Origin of the sequence: Collinsella sp. AF04-24 (assembly GCF_003465685.1) — a bacterium.
Taxonomy (GTDB): Bacteria; Actinomycetota; Coriobacteriia; order Coriobacteriales; family Coriobacteriaceae; genus Collinsella; species Collinsella aerofaciens_AP.
The window spans coordinates 22,338-41,619 of record NZ_QSBK01000021.1 but is presented as its reverse complement, the minus strand read 5'-3'; the positions used below and the strand labels follow the sequence as shown (position 1 = coordinate 41,619).

Here is a 19,282-nt window from a genome sequence, read left to right as displayed (position 1 = left end):
TCGGATGACTTGAAGAAGGGGGAGGCCTCGCGGCCTCCCCCTTTTTTGCGTTTTATAAAGAGCTGTAATACAAGAACTCGCCTTCTTTTAGCTTGTCTTACTGTTTGGCTGTATTTTGAGTCCTTCTTTTGTATTTGCGCGATAATAACTCCCATTGGCGTTAGGGAGGACTTGATGTTTACCGTTTTTGTCTTGGGCAATATTGCTTCGGGTAAGTCGACTGCCTGCCGCTATCTCGAATCTCATGGCGCCATGCTTATCGATCTGGACGAGCTTGCCAAATCGCTGTATGTGCCAGGCTCCGATATCGTCAATGCCCTCGCGGAAGAATTTGGCTGGGATATTTTGGATGAGGAGGGCGGCATTCGCCGCAGCATCCTCGCTTCTCGAGCTTTCGCTTCTCCTGATTCGGTCGCACGGCTCAATGGCCTTGTGCACCCCGTTCTCATTGAACAGCTTTCGCTTAGGATTCTCGATCCGGTTTGTTGTACGGTTTCGTCCCCCCGTTATCCCTTTGCGGTTGTCGAGGTTTCTGCCCCGACTGGTTTTGAGGATGCTTTTGGCCTGGCTGATGAAATTCTGGTTATCAGTGCTCCTTTGGCAGTTCGTCGCGAGCGTGCCATTCATCGTGGTATGGAGTCCTCTGATTTTGATGCTCGCTCTGCATGCCAACCTGATGAGGCTTCGCTTTGCAATCTCGCTACGACGGTAATCGATAATGCGGGAGGCGATAATTCGCTCTTTGAACAACTGGACGCATGGCTTGTGCGCCATGGCTTCGGGGATGTAACGGATAAGGAGGAGGCCGATGCCTAAGACACGTTTCTTTACGTGGTATCGCGTTGCGCCACTTGCCGTTGTGCTCGTCTTCGGCTTTATTTCGCTCGTCTACTCGTATGCTCCTGCCGCCTTCTTTAAGCCTTTGTATCCAATTGACTACGAGGCGTATGTAAAGCAATCGAGCATTTCGCACAATCTTGATCCATATCTGGTGTGTGCTGTCATAAAGTCGGAATCGAATTGGGATCCCGAGGCTGAGTCGAATCAAGGCGCTCGGGGATTGATGCAGCTGATGCCCGAGACTGCCCAGGATATGATTGCCAAGGGTCTTGTCGATGGTAGCGAGTATTCCGCCGACAACCTTAACGATCCCGCTACGAACATCGAGTTTGGCTGTGCGTATCTTTCGTATCTTCTAACGTATTTTAACGGGTCGACTGACAGCGCCATTGCCGCCTATAACGCCGGCATGGGCAATGTCGACGGATGGGCGCAGCAGAGCACGTCGCTTCATAATGCAATCACCTTTCCCGAGACGCAGGCGTATCTGATTCGTGTCAATAATGCCTGGGTTCGCTACAAGACCCTCTATCCCGATCGGTTCGTATAGGACTATGCCTGCCGCCTGCGTATACTGCAGATATATGAGTTAGGAGTATCCATGGCGGAATTTGAAGTTGAGCGTGTTGGAGGAGAGCTCAAACGTTTTGGCGTTGAGGGCTCTGAGGTGCCGTTTGAGGTCGTGTCTCCCTATGAGCCTGCAGGTTCTCAGCCTAAGGCCATTGAGTCGCTTGTGCAGGGTGTGAGGGACGGAGATCGCTATCAGGTTTTGCTGGGCGTGACTGGTTCGGGCAAGACCTTCACGATGGCTAAGACTATTGAGGCCCTGGGGAAGCCGACGCTGGTCATGGCTCCCAATAAAACGCTCGCCGCTCAGCTTGCGAGCGAGCTCAAAGAGTTCTTTCCCAACAACGCTGTGGTCTACTTTGTCTCGTACTACGACTACTATCAGCCCGAGGCGTATGTGCCGCAAAGCGATACATATATCGAGAAAGACTCCTCGATTAACGAAGAGGTCGAGATGCTGCGCCATCAGGCGACCGCGTCACTGCTCTCTCGACGCGATGTGATCGTTGTCGCATCGGTCTCGTGTATCTATGGCATTGGCTCTCCTGAGGACTATGCGGGTCTGGCTCCAAACGTCGACAAGAAGGTGCCGCTCGAGCGCGATGACTTTATCCATGCACTTATCGACATTCAATATGATCGCAATGACTATGACCTAGCGCGCGGCACGTTCCGCGTGCGCGGCGATGTTGTCGACGTGTATCCGCCTTATGCCGAGCATCCGTTGCGGTTTGAGTTCTTTGGCGACGAGGTTGAGCTTATTGCCGAGATCGATGAGGTTACCGGTGAGATGCTTCGTGAGTACGAGGCCATCCCCGTATGGCCGGCATCGCACTACGTGACCGAGAAGCCGAAGGTCAAGGCGGCTCTGAAATCAATCAGTGAAGAGTGCGAGAAGCGTGTGGCCGAGCTCAAGGCGACCGACAAGTTGCTCGAGGCACAGCGTCTGCAGCAGCGCACCGACTATGATCTCGAGATGCTCGAGACCATGGGTTTTTGTAACGGTATCGAGAACTACTCGCGTCATCTGGACGGTCGAAAACCGGGCGAGCCGCCGTTTACCCTGATCGATTACTTCCCTAAGGACATGCTCTGCATCATCGATGAGAGCCATGTGACGGTGCCGCAGATTCGCGGCATGCACGAAGGTGACCGCTCGCGTAAGGTGACGCTGGTGGAACACGGTTTTCGCCTTCCTTCGGCACTCGATAACCGCCCGCTTCGTTTCGATGAGTTTGAGGCAAGGATCCCCCAGTTCATCTACGTTTCGGCCACGCCGGGCGACTACGAGCTGCGGGTGAGCCAGAACGATGTTGAGCAGATTATTCGTCCGACCGGCCTGCTCGATCCCAAGATCGATGTGCGTCCGGTTCGCGGTCAGATTGACGATCTTGAGGACGAGATTCGCGAGCGCGTTGCCCGCAAGGAGCGCGTGCTGGTGACCACGTTGACCAAGCGCATGGCCGAGGACCTGACCGACCATCTGCTTGATGCGGGCATTAAGGTCAATTACATGCATTCTGATACGGCGACAATGGATCGTGTCGAGATCCTGCGAACGCTGCGCGAGGGCAAGATCGATGTTCTCGTTGGCATCAACCTGCTTCGCGAGGGCTTGGATCTTCCCGAGGTCTCACTGGTGGCAATTCTCGATGCCGATAAGGAAGGCTTCTTGCGCAACCGCCGTTCGCTGATTCAGACGATTGGCCGCGCGGCCCGTAACGCCGATGGCGAAGTCATCATGTATGCTGACGTTGTGACCGATTCGATGAAAGAGGCCATCGAGGAGACGCAGCGCCGTCGCGAGATTCAGATGGCATATAACGAAGAGCATGGCATTGTGCCCAAGACGGTGCGCAAGGCCATCAACGACATCTCAAGTTTTATTGCCGAGGCCGAAAAAACCGTGGGTTCCAAGGGACGCTCGAAGGGCGACTCTCTTGGCCATGGCGCATTCTATACGCCCGATGAGTCGGGCGAGGGTGGCGTGCCGGAAACGGTGGCGCCCGAGCAGACACTTGCGGAGCAGTTGGAAGAACTGCCGCATGACGAGCTCGTGCGGATCGTCGAAACCATGGAAGAGGATATGCGTAACGCTTCTGCCGCCATGGACTTTGAGGAGGCGGCGCGCCTGCGCGATGCCGTCGTTCAGATTCGGGCGATGCTCGAGGGTGCGTCTGAGGACGAGACGATCGAGCGCTTACGTTCGCAGGCTCGCAAGGGTTCCACGTTCGCATCGGGCAGAAAACGCCAGGGTGCACGGTTTAAGAAATAGCGAACATGCCCCGAGTTCCCTGCGGAGCTCGGGGCATGCGTCTTTTGCGCGCTGGAATTCGTGCGTTAGAGGTCTGCGATCAGGGCTTCGGCACAACGGATGCCGTCGGTGGCGGCGCTCATGATGCCGCCGGCATATCCAGCTCCCTCACCGCAAGGGTAGAGGCCCGGGGTCGACACGGCATGGCATGTTCGGTCTCGGGTGACGGTGACCGGTGAGCTCGAGCGAGTCTCCACGCCGGTAAGGACAGCATCGGAGCGGTCGTAGCCTCGTAGCTTTTTTCCAAGTAGGGGAAGTCCCAGGCGGAGCGACTCGACGATATGCTGCGGCAGGGCTTCGTCAATTGCCGTCCAGGTCACACCGAGCGGATAGGTGGGCTTTACCTTTCCGGGCGCCTTGCTGGCGCGTCCTGCGAGGAAATCTCCGACGAGCTGTGCCGGTGCGTTCCAGTTGGAACCGCCCAGGCGGTAGGCGGCCGCCTCGCAGGCGCGCTGGAGCTCGATGCCGGCGAGTGGGTCATCGTTGGGAAGGTCCTCAGGCGTGACGTTAACGAGCAGGGCGGCATTTGCGTTGCGTCCGTCGCGGGCATTGAGACTGGCGCCGTTGACGCACAAGTGGCCCTGCTCGGAAGAGGCGGCGACAACCTGCCCGCCGGGACACATGCAAAACGAGAACACGCTGCGGCCGTTGGGAAGATGGGCGACGAGCTTGTAGGGGGCTGCTCCGAGGGCAGGATGTCCCGCAGAGGCTCCGAATTGGGCTCGGTCGATGTCGCGCTGCGGATGCTCGATGCGAACGCCCATGGCAAAGGTCTTTTGTGCGAGGACCACGTTGTGGTCCTTAAGGAGCTCAAAAATATCGCGAGCAGAATGCCCGCAGGCGAGGATGAGGTGCTTTGTCTCGATTGGCTCGCAAGCGGTGTCTTGGGACGATTGGACATCAATACCGGTGATGGCGCCAGACGCGTCGATGCGAATGTCGACGAGCTTCGTTCGATAACGGACGACACCTCCGAGCTGCTCGATGCGCTGGGATATAGCGGTGACGACCGTGGGAAGGATGTCGGAGCCAATGTGCGGCTTGGCATCCCACAGAATATCGCGGGGCGCACCCGCCTCGACGAAGGTTTCGAGGATAAGGCGATGGGCGGGATTTTTGGTTCCCGTATTGAGCTTGCCGTCCGAGAAGGTCCCCGCGCCGCCCAGGCCAAACTGGATATTGCTCTCGGGGTCGAGGATGCGCTCCTTTAGAAAGAGGTCGATCGCCTGCGAGCGGCGAAATGCCGGGTCGCCGCGCTCGATGAGCAAGGGCTTAAGACCTGCTTCGGCGAGCGTAAGCGCAGCGAAAAGGCCGGCGCATCCGGCGCCGACAACGACAGGGCGTTCTTGAGGTACGTCGGAGGCGGGGGAGGGGAATGAAGGCTCATCGTCTTCTATCGCGCGTACGCGCGAGCGGTCACGCTCGGCAACGCTGTCGACCGCTTCTCGCTCGAGGTGGGGACTAGTCAGCTCAACACGAAAGCTCAGGATAAAATGGACGTCTCGTTTTTTGCGAGCGTCGATTGACTTGCGGTGGAGCTCGATGGACTTGATCTCGGAGTCCTTGCAACGTAGGACGCGCTTGGCGACTCGCTTGCCAACAATGAGACAGGCATTTTCATCGTCGGCTTCATCGAGCGACGCGTTGACTTGGGTGATTTCGATCATCGAGGTCTCCTTAGAGGCAAGAAAGAGGCCGTCCGGTATCCCAGACGGCCCGAATGCGTTTTTGATTATAGACTGCGCGGCTACAGGCTGCTTGCAGCGCGAATGCCCGAGATCCAGGCCCACGCAAGGTTAAAGCCTCCGCAATCGGCGTCGATGTCGAGCGCTTCACCGCAGACGTAAAGCGGGGCGTCGACAACGCTGCGCGCGCGTAGGCTGGGTGTTGAGATGCTCTCGACAGATACGCCACCACGCGTGACCTGCGCTGAGCGCTCCTCGGCTGTTCCCTTGACGAGCAACTTAAAGTGCTTGAGGATCGAGACCAGGTGGATGACATCGTTGGAGCCTGGATGGCACTGCTCGAACGCTGTGCAGACGACGCGGGAGAGTTGCGGGGCGAGCATGCCGTCGAGCCAACGGGGATCGCGGGGCGAAAAGCCGCCGAGCAGCTCAACGCGCCGGTTGAGCGTATCGAGCAACTCGTCTTTGGAGAGGTCGGGGAAAACGTCGAGCAGGATCGTATCGCCGTGCTGGATACGACGAGAGAGGTTGAAGACAGCGACGCCCGAGATACCGAAGGTTCGAAACAGCACTTCACCGTCTTCGTGCCAGAGCTCATTATGATTGCGGGCGAGCGTCAAGCGGGCGCGGACGCGCAGGCCATCCAACGTCTTGAGCGCCGCCCGATCGCCAAAGACCGTTGCCGATACGGGGCAGAGGATGGGGCGCAGCGAAGTGAGGGGGAGGCGAAACGTATCGGCGATACCGGTGGGGTTGCCGCCCGTGGCGATAATTACGGCATGTGCCTGCAGGGCCACGTTCTTGCGAGGGACATCAGCGAGCGCTTTCCGAAGCGAGCGGAGCTCCGATTTTCGGTCGTCGTGCTTTTTTGCCTTGAGCGCCCGCGCTGGACGGTCTATTTGGAGTGCCCAGCCTTCGGAAGCTTTGTGCGCCGAGGCAACGTAGGCTCCGCAGATTAAGGTGATACCTAGGCGGTCGCAAACGTTGAGAAGCGCGTCGCGCACCGATTCGGCGCGAAGGGAGCGCGGGTACAGCCAGCCTTCCTCGGAGGTTGTCATGATACCCAGCGAGGAGAAGAAACCCATAAGCTCTTGTTCGGGCTGGGGGCCCATGACGGATGTGACGAATGCTGGGTGGTTATACCGCTGAGGATCAATCGATTCGTTGGAGAGGTTGCAACGGCCGTTACCGGTCGCAAGGAGCTTGAGGCCGCAGGCGACATCGCGCTCAACGATGCAGACGCTTTTGCCAGCGCGTGCGGCCGTAATGGCGGCGGCGAGGCCTGAAGCCCCGCCGCCGATTACCAAGACGTCATAGAGGGCGCTCGCGTTCACTTAGGCCTCGTCGGTCTCGTGCGGGGTAATAGCCTCGACGGCAGAGACTGCCTTGGGCAACATGCCATCGGGCAGCGCGGTCTCGACCTCGCCCTTATCGCAGGCCTCGGCGAGTGCCGGATTAATGGGAAGCTGGCCCAAGATGTCGAGGTTATAGCGCTCTGCGACCTCGGGGAGCTTGCTCTTGCCAAAGACCTCGATCTTCTTGCCGCAGTCGGGGCACTCAATATAGCTCATGTTCTCGACAATGCCCAGAATGGGGACGTTCATCTTCTCGGCCATGTTGACCGCCTTGGCGACGATCATCGAGACCAGATCCTGCGGGCTCGTGACGATGACGATGCCGTCGACCGGCAGCGACTGGAAGACGGTGAGCGCGACGTCGCCTGTTCCCGGAGGCATGTCGACCAGCAGGTAGTCGATGGGGCCCCACGAGGTCTCGCTCCAGAACTGCCTAATGGCGCCTGCGATGACCGGACCGCGCCAAAGGACGGGGTCGGTCTCGTTTTGGAGCAGCAGGTTGGAGCTCATGACCTTGACGCCGTGCTCGGAGATTTCGGGCAGCATAAGGTTGCCAAGGGCATGGACGTGGCGTCCGCTCATACCGAACATCTTGGGGATAGAGGGACCGGTGATGTCGGCATCGAGGACGCCGACCTTGTGGCCGTGACGGGCAAGCTCGGTGGCGATGGCGCCGGTGACAAACGACTTGCCGACACCGCCCTTGCCGGAAAGCACGGCGATGACGCGCTTGACCTCGGACAGCGTGTTCTCCTCAAATTGCGATGGCGACGTTTGTCCGCCGGCGGCCTGTGCGTGTTCGCAACCCATGTATGACTCCTTTGTATATGCTGGGGCCGGGGCCCCGCGATGTGACACGAGCGTCATTGTACCCTCGTTTGCGAGCGGGAGTCATTTGCGATGCATTTGGGCCGAGTGCGCTTGCAATATGATGGGCCCAAGCGAATGGGCGGGCTTACTGAACTTTGCTGGCGAACTCGAGGTACTGCATGCGCTGCAGCTTGTCGATCGTCGAGGCGTATGGGCTGTCTTCCGATTCCAAGTCGTAGCGCAGCCCGTCGGCACCGAGATAGCCGGCGACATTGATGGTGGGCACATCTGACCTTGTCGCAAGCAGGGCCTTTTGGTAATTGGTGAGCGGGGCGCCGATCTTATTAAGGGTAATGGCTGCAATCTCGTTTGCCCCGACGGTGTCGTAGACGTTGAGCTCGGTATTGCCGGCGATCTCATAGTTAGCCCAGACGAGATATGTCGACTGATAGATACGGAAAGCGTGGCTTGCCGTATCTTCCTGAGGGTACAGCTCGTCGTTGAGAGTCGTTGCGGCGCTCGGCTGATGGTCGCCAAAAAAGACAAGAACAACCGGTCTGCCGATGTTGCGGAGCTCGTTGATAAAGTACTCGAGGTCCCGGTCGGATGCGTTGATGCAGGTGAGATAGGTGTTGAGCGCGCTGTTGGCGCCTTCGCTGGCTCCCTCGACCCAATAGTTTGTCAGCTCTTCGGCGGGAACGGTGCCATAGTCGTAGCCGCCGTGATTTTGCATCGTGACGTCAAAGATGAACTGCGGCGCTTCGTCGGTTCTAAGCAGGTCGAGTATCTTGTCGTAGGTGGCGTAGTCGCATACGCCGGCATGGTAATAGGGCGCACCTTCGAAATCGCCGATTGAAAGAAAGTCTCCAAAGCCCAGCTGCTGATAGATTTTATCTCGATGGTAGTTGACGGGGTTTTGCGGGTGCATAGCGGTAGTGGTATACCCAAGCTCTTTAAGGTCCTTTGCCAGGCTGTTTACGCCATTCATCTGATACAGCTGATAGGGGATCTTGCCTAATCCGACAAAGGCCGTTGTCGCTCCGGTCAAAAATTCGAATTCGGAGTTCGCCGTTCCGCCACCGGCGACCGAAGCGAGCATGGTGCCGCGAACAAGTGTGTCGGGAAGCGAGTTGTAGAATGCGGGGCCGGAGTACCCGGCCGCCTGGAGCTGCTCAAAGCACGAAAGGTCGCTAAAACTCTCGTTCATGATGGCAACAATCGTCGGCTTGATTTCATTGAACTGGGCAACGGCCGCCGCGCGCTGTTCGCTCGAGCCATATGTGCTGTCGTAGACGGCGGCGAGCTCCTGCTCGATGCTCTGCGCCTCATCGGGCGTATAGTCTTCGGGCTTCTCAATGGGCAACTCGTTGACCATTTCGGTGAACGAAGTGATAAAACCCTGAGACGCATACGTGGTGATGGGCTGCCAACGGTCAAATCCAAAATCCAGCGCCTGCTCCAAGTCGATGTTGGAAAAGCCTGAGAGCCCCACAACGGTCACTAGCAGAAAAGCACAGAGGTTAGCGGCGATAGCGGGGAAGACATGGGTGGGCGTACGGAGCTTTCGCGGTCGGATGAGCGAAAGAAGCCCCAGGGAAATCTCCAGCAGGGCGAGAGAGGTTACGATTCCGGCGGTAAAGGTAAACTCGTATCCCTCGCTCACTTCCATTGCGGTGCCAAGGGCCAAGATATCGCTTGGCAGGATGGCTTCGCCTTTAAACGTTATGACGAAGTGCTCGGCAATGCCAAGGACGCAACAGACGACGGGCACGAGGACCATGACGCCTCCATGACGCTGTCCCAGCAAATAAAGGGAGAGCAGAACCGTCGCGAGCAACCCGACGGAAAACCCGAATGAGTTGGCGGGAATGCGATAGAACGTTTCGTTGCAGGCAATTTCGAGTGAAACGAACGAGAGCGCTGAAACAGCGGCGATGACAAGGATGTCACGGCAAATACAGGCAACCGTTCCCGTCGCAAGGTCGGTTTGGTCGATAAGTCCCGAAACCAAGGGCTCGACAAGAAGCATGACGGCGGCAGCACCGAGCGCCGAATAAGAAAGGACCCATAGGGAGCTGCCCTCATTTACGAGCAATTGATTCGTAACCCATGCAGCTGCCACGCCGAGCGGGATGAGGAGCGTCGCGCACCAAAAGACGCGGGCAATGGGTGGCTTTTCGTTGCGTTTGATTGAAAAATACACGCGCACGACGACGGCGGCCACGATAAGGACGGCGATGAATATGGGCAGATTGGCCATGTCGCTCGAAGTGATTTCAAGGGGGATATCTTCGGTCATGGACGTTCCTCTGGTATAGCAAATTAAGTTCAGTATTAGATTACTGTAACCTTTCCACGGCATTTCGAGAAACAAAGCGCCCGATACGCAAAGCTAAAGGTCTGCGAATCTTGTATTACGAACACCTGTGCGCGTCGAGTGCGCTAAACTCATCGGCAGTATGATTCGATGCAATAGGAGGCAAGGAGCTTCCATGTCTGATTCTTCTATCGTTATTCGCGGCGCCCGTGAGCACAACCTCCGTGATATCGATGTTTCCATTCCGCGTGACCAACTCGTGGTCATTACCGGTCTTTCTGGCTCGGGCAAGAGTTCGCTGGCATTTGACACTATCTATGCCGAGGGCCAGCGTCGATACGTCGAGAGTCTTTCGAGCTATGCGCGCCAGTTCTTGGGACAGATGGACAAACCCGACTTGGATTCAATCGACGGCCTTTCGCCGGCGGTGTCGATCGACCAAAAGACGACGTCTAAAAACCCTCGCTCGACGGTTGGCACCGTAACCGAGATTTATGACTATCTGCGCCTGCTGTTCGCCCGTGTGGGCACCCCGCACTGTCCCGAATGCGGCCGTGTCATTGAGCGCCAGACGACCGACCAGGTTGCCGACAAGGTCTTGACGGCGGGGGAGGGCCGCCGCGCGTTTGTGCTGGCACCGGTGGTGCGCGGGCGAAAAGGCGAGTACACCAAACTGTTTGAGGATCTTCGCGCCGAGGGCTTTAGCCGCGTGCGTGTCGACGGTGAAGTGCGCTCGCTCGACGATCCGATCGATCTGGACAAGAAGTTCAAGCACGATATCGAGGTCGTGGTCGACCGCATCGTGATCCGTGAGAACTCTCTGGGCCGTATCGCCGAGTCTGTTGAGCAGGCGACCGTGCTGGCGCACGGCAATGTGAACGTATACTTGCTGCCCGACCGCGACGCTCCCGAGGGGACCGAAGGCGAGTTGCTGGAGTATTCGCTGGCGTTAGCGTGCCCGGAGCATGGGCACTCCATCGATGACCTGCAGCCGCGTGATTTCTCGTTCAACGCGCCCTATGGCGCGTGCCCAGAGTGCGATGGCCTGGGCCTTAAGAAGACGGTCGATGCCGAGGCCCTAATCGAAGACCCCTCGAAGTCGATCGCCGACGGGGTCTTTGGCAGCCTGTTTGGCAACTCTAACTACTATCCACAGATTTTCGCTGCGGTCTGCAAACACTTTAAGGTGAGCGTCGATACGCCGTGGGAGGATCTGCCTCCGCGGGTGCGTCGCGCGTTTTTAGACGGCATGGGCGACCAGAAGATTTCGGTCGACTATCAAAAGCTCGATGGGCGCCGCAGCCAGTGGGACACCAAGTTCTCGGGCGTGCGCAATATCCTGTACGAGCGCTATACCGAGACGACGAATGAGAACACCAAGGCGCGCTTGGAGAAGTACATCCGCGAGGAGCCGTGCTCGAGCTGCCACGGCGCTCGTTTGCGCCCCGAGATGCTCGCCGTCACCGTGGGCGGCAAGTCCATTTACGAGGTCTGCTGCCTATCGTGCCGTGAGTCGCTCGAGTTTTTTGAGGGCCTGGAACTCACCGAGCGCCAACAGTTTATCGGCGGGCGCATCGTCAAGGAAATCCTGGAGCGCTTGCGTTTTCTGGTCGATGTCGGACTCGACTATCTGACCCTCGATCGTGCCTCGGCGACGCTTTCCGGAGGCGAGGCCCAGCGCATTCGCCTGGCAACGCAGATCGGCGCCGGCCTCATGGGTGTCCTGTACATTTTGGACGAGCCATCGATTGGCCTCCATCAGCGCGATAACGAGCGCCTGATCAAGACGCTTGAGCGCCTACGCGATATCGGCAATACCGTCATCGTCGTCGAGCATGATGAGGATACGATTCGTGCTGCCGACTATGTGATCGACATGGGCCCCGGCGCGGGCGTGAACGGCGGACACGTAGTCGCGGCGGGAACGCCTGCCGATATCATGGCGCGTCCCGAGTCGATGACGGGCGCTTATCTGACCGGCAAACGAATGATCCGGGTTCCCGATGAACGCCGCAAGCCCGGTCGCGGCTGCCTTAAGATCACGGGCGCCCGCGCCAACAACCTCAAAAACGTTACCGCCAAGATCGAGTTTGGTACGCTTACGGTCGTTACCGGCGTGTCGGGATCGGGTAAGAGCTCCCTGGTTACCGACACTATCGCACCTGCCCTTACGAATGCCATTCACCGTTCGACGCGCCCTGTGGGTCCGTATAAGAAAATCGAGGGCATCGAGTGTATCGATAAGGTTATCGATATCGACCAGTCGCCGATTGGCCGCACGCCGCGTTCCAACCCTGCTACGTACATTGGCCTGTGGGATGATCTTCGCGCGCTGTTTGCGAGTACGCCGGAGTCGAAGGCGCGCGGCTACTCGCCGGGACGTTTCTCCTTTAACGTGAGCGGCGGTCGCTGCGAAGCATGCAAGGGCGACGGACAAATTAAGATCGAGATGCACTTCCTTCCCGATATCTATGTCCCCTGTGAGGTCTGCGGCGGCAAACGCTATAACCGCGAGACGCTTGAGGTCACCTACCGTGGTAAGACTATCTCGGACGTGCTCGACATGAGCGTCACCGAGGCACTGGCCTTCTTTGGGAATATCCCGCAGATTAAGCGCAAGCTCCAGACGCTGTACGATGTAGGCTTGGGCTACGTGAGCCTGGGCCAGCCCGCTACGACGCTCTCGGGCGGCGAGGCGCAGCGTGTGAAGCTCGCCAAGGAGCTTCATCGACGCCAGACGGGCAAGACGTTCTATATTTTGGATGAGCCGACGACCGGCCTTCATTTTGAGGACGTCCGCCAGCTGCTCGATGTGCTGCAGCGCTTGGTCGATGCGGGCAACACGGTGCTGGTGATTGAACACAACCTTGATGTCATCAAGGTTGCCGACCGCCTGATCGATATGGGCCCCGAGGGCGGTAACGGCGGCGGAACCGTCGTGGTTTCGGGCACACCGGAGCAGGTTGCGGACTGTCCGCAAAGTTATACGGGCAAGTTTTTGGCGCCGTTGCTCAGGCGTGACCGGGAGCGTCAGGCTCAACTTGATGCTCAATAAATAGGCGATTCAGTTTATGGGCGCCATCGACTCCTTGTGATTCGATGGCGCTTGCTGTGTCGAAGTGACGTATGCAGCCGAATTGGACATATACTTAATCCTTGCGTCCGAATGCGAGGGAAAGGATATGCCATGGCAAAGGCTGTAAAGACGCCAAAAACCAATGCGATGCGCGAGCTGGAAAGCGCCGGCATTTCCTATGTTCTACATACGTACGAAGACGATGGTGATGAGTCGGCGGGCCTGGGGGTCGCGATTTCGGAGCAGCTTGGCGAGGAGCCCGGACAAGGATTTAAGACCTTGGTCTGCGTGACGCCGTCCAACGACCATGTCGTGTGCTGCATCCCTGTTGCCGACGAGCTCGATCTAAAGTCCGCCGCGCGTGCCGCGGGGGAGAAGTCCTTGGCCATGATGCATGTGAAGGATTTGCTTGCGGCGACTGGCTACGTTCGCGGCGGCTGCAGTCCGGTCGGTATGAAAAAACGCTACCGGACGCTCATTGATGAGACATGTGTCCTTTGGGATACCATTTTTATTTCGGGAGGCAAGCGTGGTTATCAGCTTGAGCTTGCACCCGATGATTTAATTGCATTTTGCGGGGCGACGGTCGCCCCGATTACGAGAGAGGACTGAGCGATGCCGCAGGAAGAATTGAAGTGCGGAGCTCATTTTGCAAAAGAATCTGCGCCTCAGACACCCTCATCCGAAGCTTCTTCGTCGCGAGATGGCACTGATGATATGGGCTCGTCGGACTACTCCACGGTTGGTCGTTCCGCCGGGCTTATGACCATCCTGACCATCGTGTCTCGCGTCACCGGCTTTATCCGCACATGGGCAATGGCGGCCGCTATCGGCATGTCGCTGCTCTCGTCCTCCTATCAGGTCGCCAACAACCTGCCCAATATGCTCTACGAACTCGTGATGGGCGGCATGCTCGTGACGGCGTTTTTGCCCGTGTACATGGGCGTGAGGCGTGAGCAGGGTCGCGAGGCCTCGAACGAGTACGTGGGCAACCTGCTCGGTATTCTGCTATTGGTGCTGGGTGGCATTTCGTTGCTGGGGACCGTGTTCGCTCCGGGCTTTATTTGGACGCAATCGTTCCTTTCGGGTGACGGCGGCAGCATGGATACCGCTGCGTTCATGTTCCGTTTCTTCGCCATCCAGATTCTGTTTTATGGTTTGGGCTCGGTGTTCTCGGGCGTTCTCAACGCACACCGCGACTACTTCTGGTCGACGTTTGCCCCGGTCCTCAACAATGTGATCGTCATTGCGAGCTTTATGGGCTTTGCGCCCGTGTCCGCACAGTTTGGCGAACGTGCCGGCATCATCTTGATTGCGGCCGGTACGACCCTCGGTGTCTTTGTTCAGATGGCTTGTCAGATCCCCGCGCTTGGCAAGCACGGCGTGCATCCCCATATCCATATCGACTTTAAGGACCCCGCACTGCGCCAGACGATTGCGCTCGGTATCCCGACGCTGCTCGCTACGGTGTGCATGTTTGTCTCGACTTCTATCACGAACGCTGCCGCGCTGGTGGTCCAGCCCGAGACCGGTCCTTCCGTCATCGCCTATGCGCGCCTGTGGTACACGCTGCCCTACGCGCTGATTGCCGCCTCGCTTTCGACGGCGCTCTATACCGAGCTCTCTCACGACGCACAGGAGAAGGATTACGACAGCGTTCGCACGGGCATTTCGCGTGGCGTCGCCCAGATGCTGTTCTTCCTGGTTCCGTTCGCGCTGTACCTGATTGTCTTCGCGCGTCCGCTCAACATGATCTACTGCGCTGGCAAGTTCGATGAGTCCGGCGTGGCGCTGGTGTCCGAGTTCCTTGTCTACTTGGCGTTCTCGCTGCCGCTCTACGGCGTGGTCGTGCTGATGCAGAAGAGCTTCTCTGCCTTGCTCGACATGAAGCCCTATAGCCGCTATTGCCTGTATTCCGCCATCGGCCAGGCCGGCTCGGTTCTGCTGTTTGGCGTTGTGCTGGGCTTCGGTATGCCGGCAATCGCGCTTTCGTATGTCGTCGACTACGTGATCTTGGTCGGTTGCTCGCTGTGGTGGCTGCGTCGTCGTCTGCGTGGTCTTCAGGTTAAATCTATCCTGCATGGCGGTTTCTTTGGCCTTTTGCTCGGTGGCCTGGGTGCTGCCGCAGGCGCCGGCGTCATGTGGGCGCTTGAGCACTTTGTCGGGGCACTTGGCGGCTCGATTCTGATTACTCTTGGCTACGTTTGCGTTGCGGGTGTCGTCTCGCTTGCTGTTACCTTTGGCCTTGCCGTCGTCCTTAAGATGCCCGAGGTCTCGGCGCTGATTCGTCGCAAGTAGGTGCGCGTGGCCGGTCACGACAACATTCCAACGCTTGCCGAGCAGGTTTCGCGCGTTCCCACGCAGCCCGGCTGCTACCTTTGGAAAGACGCCAAGGGCGATGTCATCTACGTGGGTAAGGCGAAAAACCTGCGCGCCCGTATGCGTCAGTACGTGACGCTGCAGGACGAGCGCCAGAAGATCCCGCTGATGATGCAGCTGGTGGCGAGCTTTGACTATATCGTGGTGGAGACCGAGCACGAGGCGTTGGTGCTCGAGCGCAATTTGATTGGTCAGTACCATCCGTACTTTAACGTCGACCTCAAGGATGACAAGAGCTACCCCTTTATCGCCATTACAAAGGGCGACCTGTATCCCGCTATCAAATACACGCGTGAGCGTCATAAGCCGGGAACGCGCTATTTTGGACCTTATACCGATAGCCGCGCGGCACGTGAGACGATAGATACGCTGCGCAAGGTTATCCCCATCTGCTCCGCATCCTGTGCGGAGTGGCGTCGTTGTCGCCGTATCGTCGAGTCCCACAAGGGCGAGGAAGACATCGTCAATATGATTTGCGCGCAAAACGGGCGCCCCTGCTTTGACTACCATGTCGGGCGCGGCCCGGGTGCGTGTGTCGGCGTGATTTCCCCGGCAGACTATGCCAAGAACGTCAAGCGTGTCGAGCGCTTTTTGTCGGGCCATCGCAAGGATGTCGTCGATGAGCTGACCTCCGAGATGACGGATGCCGCTGAGGCGCTCGACTTTGAGCGCGCGGCACGCGTCAAACGTCGTTTGGAGGTCATCAGGGGTCTGGACGATCGTCAGCAAGTCGTTTTTCCCTCCAGTGTCGATATAGATGTCATCGGTTTCTATCGCGAGGAGACCATCTCCGCCGCTTGCGTCTTCGTCGTTCGCGAGGGCCGAACAGTTCGCACCTGCGAGTTCATTCTCGACAAGGGTCTTGATGTTGACGAGGAAGAGCTCCAGTCGGGCTTTCTTAAGCGCTATTACGACGAGACGGCTGATATTCCAGCTGAGGTCAACCTTTCCGTCGAGCTTGAGGATGCGGAAGCGCTGGGGGAGTGGCTTGCGGGCAAGCGTGAGCGTTCCTGCCATCTCCATAGGCCGCAGCGTGGCGAAAAGCACCGTCTGCTCGATATGGCATCCAAAAATGCGCGCCATGCCCTCATGCGCTACATGATGCGAACGGGGTACGCTGACGACCGCACCAATCAAGCGCTCCTGGAGCTCGAAAGTGCGTTGGCGCTGCCATCGCCGCCGTTGCGTATCGAGTGCTTCGATATCTCTACACTGCATGGCACCTTTACGGTCGCCTCGATGGTGGTGTTTACCAACGGGCGCGCCGACAAGAGTCAGTATCGTCGTTTTAAAATTCAGGCCGAATTGGACGAGGCAAACGACTTCGTGTCGATGTCCGAGGTTTTGGGACGACGTTATGCTCCCGAGCGCATGGCCGACGAGCGCTTTGGCTCGCGCCCCGATTTGCTCGTTGTCGATGGCGGTAAGCCGCAATTGACCGCTGCGATCAAGCAACTTGAGGCTCTTGGGCTCGATATACCAGTTTGTGGCTTGGCAAAGGCCGATGAGGAGGTTTTCGTGCCTTGGGACGAGACTCCCGTCGTGCTGCCGACCGGGTCCGCGTCGCTCTATCTAATTAAACAGGTGCGCGATGAATCGCACCGTTTTGCCATCACGTTCCATCGCGAATTGCGCGATAAAGCCATGACGGTTTCGGTACTCGATGACGTTCCAGGCGTGGGACCCACCAGAAAACGTGCCCTTATGCGCCATTTTGGCTCGATGAAGCGTTTGCGCGCGGCGAGCGAGCAAGAGATCGCGGAAGTTCGAGGCATTCCTGCCGATGTCGCCAAAGCGGTTCACGAGGCGCTCGTTGCATGGAATGCCGAGCGCGCCGAGGCGGCGGCAAAGCAATCCGAAAACTAAACACGCCTCTAAACAACTGATATACATGATTGCGTGATTTTCAATCATTTATTTCACGGCGATTACCAGCCGATTTCGGGTTTAATTAACGCTAAAACGTTTGACTAGCCATGGTGAACAACCCTGCTATCCTGCGGGTTGACGAAGACTGATATCTCACCTCGTCGATACATACTGTCTGGCGAATCGTTTGTCAATGAATTCGGTGAACGGTAGCAAATACCGTTCAAGCGTATGTATGTATCGGTCGCCGAGCGCGGCACCTCAGTTGGGTTCGTCGGTAGGTAAGGTATATATCGTCCGCAAGTTGCGCGGGGGCACGTCTAGGCGCTCCCGGGTAAGATTCTCTATTGATAGGAGAAGACATGGCCATCATCAACAAGGGTATGTCCAGGCGTTCGTTCCTCGGCCTCACCGGCAGCGTCGCTGCTGTCGCAGGGCTTGGTCTCACCGGCTGCGGTGGCAGCTCTAGCGACGAGGGTTCCGCTTCCGGTTCCACCGATTCCGCCAACCGTGGCGGCGGCGTGATCACCGCTGGTTCCGCTTACGCTCCGTCCAGCTTCGATCCCGCCAGCACCGGCTCCGCTGTGGGCCTGGGTGCTAACTGGCACGTCGTCGAGGGCCTCTACGGCATCGATTACCACGACTACAGCACCTTCAAAGAGCTCGCCACCGACGATCCCAAGTCTGTGGACGACACCACTTTCGAGGTCACCATCCGCAAGGGCGCCAAGTTCTCCGATGGCACCGAGGTCACCGCTGACGATGTCGTTGCCTCCTACACCGCTTGCGCCGCTTCCGCTACCTATGCTCCGTTCTTCCAGCCCTTCGAGTCCATCGAGGCCAAGGACGCCAGCACCGTGACGGTCAAGACCAAGGTCCCCAACTTCTCCCTGCTCAAGGATCGTCTGGCCATCGTCCGCGTTACCCCGGCCACCCAGACCGAGGAGGATCGCGCCAAGCAGCCGATCGGCTCCGGCCCCTGGATGTACGACTCTATCTCCGATACCGAGATCACCCTGGTTCCCAACCCCGAGTACAACGGTGAGTATGCTGCCGAGGATAAGAAGATCCAGTACAGCATCCTGACCGACCCCACCGCTCGCGTTACCGCTCAGCAGGAGGGCTCCACGCTCGTTATGGAGCTCGTTACCGCTGACGCCGTCGACCAGCTCGAGAGCGCCGGCTGCAAGATCGATAACGTTCAGGGTTTCGGCACCCGCTTCATCATGTTCAACGTCGCCAAGGAGCCTTGGAACAACGTCAAGGTCCGTCAGGCTGTCATGTATGCGCTCGACACCGAGAAGATGGTCAGCAACACCTTCGCCGGCCTTGCCACCGCTGCCAGCTGCTACCTGCCCAAGAGCTTCACCAACTATCATGAGGCTTCCACGGTGTACAAGACCGACGCCAAGAAGGCTAAGAAGCTCATCGAGGAGTCTGGCATCACCCCGGGTGCCATTACCCTGCGCACCACCGACAACGAGCAGATTAAGGGCATGGCCGCCCAGGTCAAGAATGACCTCGACGCTCTCGGCTTCGATGTGACCATCCAGACCGATACCTCGCCGGCCACCTACGCTGCCATCGACGGCGGCGAGGCCTACGATATCCTCCTTGCCCCTGGCGATCCTTCCTGCTTCGGCGCCGATCCCGACCTGCTGCTCAACTGGTGGTACGGCGACAACGTCTGGATGCAGACCCGTTGCCCGTGGAAGGAGTCCGCTGAGTGGCAGAAGCTCCACGGTCTCATGGACGAGGCTCTTGCCGCTGAGGGCGATGAGCAGCAGAAGAAGTGGAACGAGTGCTTCGACATCATTGCCGACAACGCCGTTCTGTACCCCGTTGTCCACGTCAAGACCGTCTCCGCTTCCTGGGACGATCCGTCCACTGCGCCCAACGGCGAGGCCCTCGATGGCTTCAAGGGCATCGGCACGACGAGCATGTCCTTCAGGGGCGTTGCGACCGTCAAGGCGTAAGACTCGCTTGAGTCTGTATGCAGGATGTCGGTCGTTGGGACCGTATCCTCATAGTTGAAACAAAGACCCGGGCGACCTCGATGTCGCTCGGGTC

Annotated in this window: 12 protein-coding genes; 8 read left to right on the top strand and 4 right to left on the bottom strand. The window is 58.2% G+C overall.

Annotation, left to right across the window (positions count from 1 at the left end):
• The first annotated feature begins 174 nt into the window (after positions 1 to 174).
• The 3 genes from coaE to uvrB are packed head-to-tail and all read left to right on the top strand — an operon-like array spanning position 175 to position 3,682.
• Positions 175 to 816 carry a dephospho-CoA kinase gene (coaE, locus tag DWV32_RS08530; protein ID WP_117564883.1) on the top strand — a complete coding sequence of 214 codons (642 nt, stop codon included), beginning with the start codon at positions 175 to 177 and terminating at the stop codon, positions 814 to 816.
• A complete protein-coding gene (locus DWV32_RS08525; protein ID WP_089573603.1) occupies positions 809 to 1,390 on the top strand; it encodes a lytic transglycosylase domain-containing protein in 582 nt (193 codons plus the stop codon). The genes coaE and DWV32_RS08525 overlap by 8 nt, the downstream gene beginning before the upstream one ends.
• A 51-nt stretch (positions 1,391 to 1,441) precedes the next feature.
• Positions 1,442 to 3,682: an excinuclease ABC subunit UvrB gene (gene uvrB, locus DWV32_RS08520; protein WP_089573604.1), complete on the top strand. Its 2,241-nt coding sequence runs from the start codon at positions 1,442 to 1,444 to the stop codon at positions 3,680 to 3,682.
• A gap of 65 nt (positions 3,683 to 3,747) precedes the next feature.
• Here uvrB and DWV32_RS08515 read toward each other — a convergent pair whose 3' ends face one another.
• The 4 genes from DWV32_RS08515 to DWV32_RS08500 form a co-directional block, all read right to left on the bottom strand.
• Entirely contained in the window at positions 3,748 to 5,388 is a 1,641-nt protein-coding gene (locus DWV32_RS08515; RefSeq protein WP_117655644.1) for an NAD(P)/FAD-dependent oxidoreductase, read from the bottom strand.
• Between the two features lie 80 nt (positions 5,389 to 5,468).
• Complete coding sequence (locus DWV32_RS08510) at positions 5,469 to 6,740, bottom strand: NAD(P)/FAD-dependent oxidoreductase (protein WP_117757881.1); 1,272 nt, start codon at positions 6,738 to 6,740, stop codon at positions 5,469 to 5,471.
• Positions 6,741 to 7,571, bottom strand: coding sequence for an Mrp/NBP35 family ATP-binding protein (locus DWV32_RS08505; protein WP_022094864.1), 831 nt, complete (start codon positions 7,569 to 7,571; stop codon positions 6,741 to 6,743). It lies immediately after the preceding gene.
• A 145-nt stretch (positions 7,572 to 7,716) separates the two neighbouring features.
• Positions 7,717 to 9,870 carry an LTA synthase family protein gene (locus DWV32_RS08500; protein WP_158566122.1) on the bottom strand — a complete coding sequence of 718 codons (2,154 nt, stop codon included), beginning with the start codon at positions 9,868 to 9,870 and terminating at the stop codon, positions 7,717 to 7,719.
• A 193-nt stretch (positions 9,871 to 10,063) separates the two neighbouring features.
• Here DWV32_RS08500 and uvrA point away from each other — a divergent pair, with 193 nt between their 5' ends.
• The 5 genes from uvrA (at position 10,064) to DWV32_RS08475 (ending at position 19,188) form a co-directional block, all read left to right on the top strand.
• Entirely contained in the window at positions 10,064 to 12,943 is a 2,880-nt protein-coding gene (uvrA, locus tag DWV32_RS08495) for an excinuclease ABC subunit UvrA (RefSeq protein ID WP_089573608.1), read from the top strand.
• Positions 12,944 to 13,075: 132 nt separating this feature from the next.
• Positions 13,076 to 13,576 carry a Cys-tRNA(Pro) deacylase gene (gene ybaK / locus DWV32_RS08490; RefSeq protein ID WP_089573609.1) on the top strand — a complete coding sequence of 167 codons (501 nt, stop codon included), beginning with the start codon at positions 13,076 to 13,078 and terminating at the stop codon, positions 13,574 to 13,576.
• Positions 13,577 to 13,681: 105 nt separating this feature from the next.
• Positions 13,682 to 15,262, top strand: a complete 1,581-nt coding sequence (gene murJ / locus DWV32_RS08485; RefSeq protein ID WP_117655647.1) for a murein biosynthesis integral membrane protein MurJ — start codon at positions 13,682 to 13,684, stop codon at positions 15,260 to 15,262.
• A 6-nt stretch (positions 15,263 to 15,268) separates the two neighbouring features.
• Positions 15,269 to 17,209, top strand: a complete 1,941-nt coding sequence (uvrC, locus tag DWV32_RS08480; RefSeq protein ID WP_311774759.1) for an excinuclease ABC subunit UvrC — start codon at positions 15,269 to 15,271, stop codon at positions 17,207 to 17,209.
• Between the two features lie 365 nt (positions 17,210 to 17,574).
• A complete protein-coding gene (locus tag DWV32_RS08475) occupies positions 17,575 to 19,188 on the top strand; it encodes an ABC transporter substrate-binding protein (RefSeq protein ID WP_117655648.1) in 1,614 nt (537 codons plus the stop codon).
• Positions 19,189 to 19,282: the final 94 nt, after the last annotated feature.

Coding starts and splice junctions, on each gene's coding strand:
- coaE (WP_117564883.1), top strand. CDS start 175: ATGTTTACCGTTTTTGTCTTGGGCAATATTGCTTCGGGTAAGTCGACT.
- DWV32_RS08525 (WP_089573603.1), top strand. CDS start 809: ATGCCTAAGACACGTTTCTTTACGTGGTATCGCGTTGCGCCACTTGCC.
- uvrB (WP_089573604.1), top strand. CDS start 1,442: ATGGCGGAATTTGAAGTTGAGCGTGTTGGAGGAGAGCTCAAACGTTTT.
- DWV32_RS08515 (WP_117655644.1), bottom strand. CDS start 5,388: ATGATCGAAATCACCCAAGTCAACGCGTCGCTCGATGAAGCCGACGAT.
- DWV32_RS08505 (WP_022094864.1), bottom strand. CDS start 7,571: ATGGGTTGCGAACACGCACAGGCCGCCGGCGGACAAACGTCGCCATCG.
- DWV32_RS08500 (WP_158566122.1), bottom strand. CDS start 9,870: ATGACCGAAGATATCCCCCTTGAAATCACTTCGAGCGACATGGCCAAT.
- uvrA (WP_089573608.1), top strand. CDS start 10,064: ATGTCTGATTCTTCTATCGTTATTCGCGGCGCCCGTGAGCACAACCTC.
- ybaK (WP_089573609.1), top strand. CDS start 13,076: ATGGCAAAGGCTGTAAAGACGCCAAAAACCAATGCGATGCGCGAGCTG.
- murJ (WP_117655647.1), top strand. CDS start 13,682: ATGGGCTCGTCGGACTACTCCACGGTTGGTCGTTCCGCCGGGCTTATG.
- DWV32_RS08475 (WP_117655648.1), top strand. CDS start 17,575: ATGGCCATCATCAACAAGGGTATGTCCAGGCGTTCGTTCCTCGGCCTC.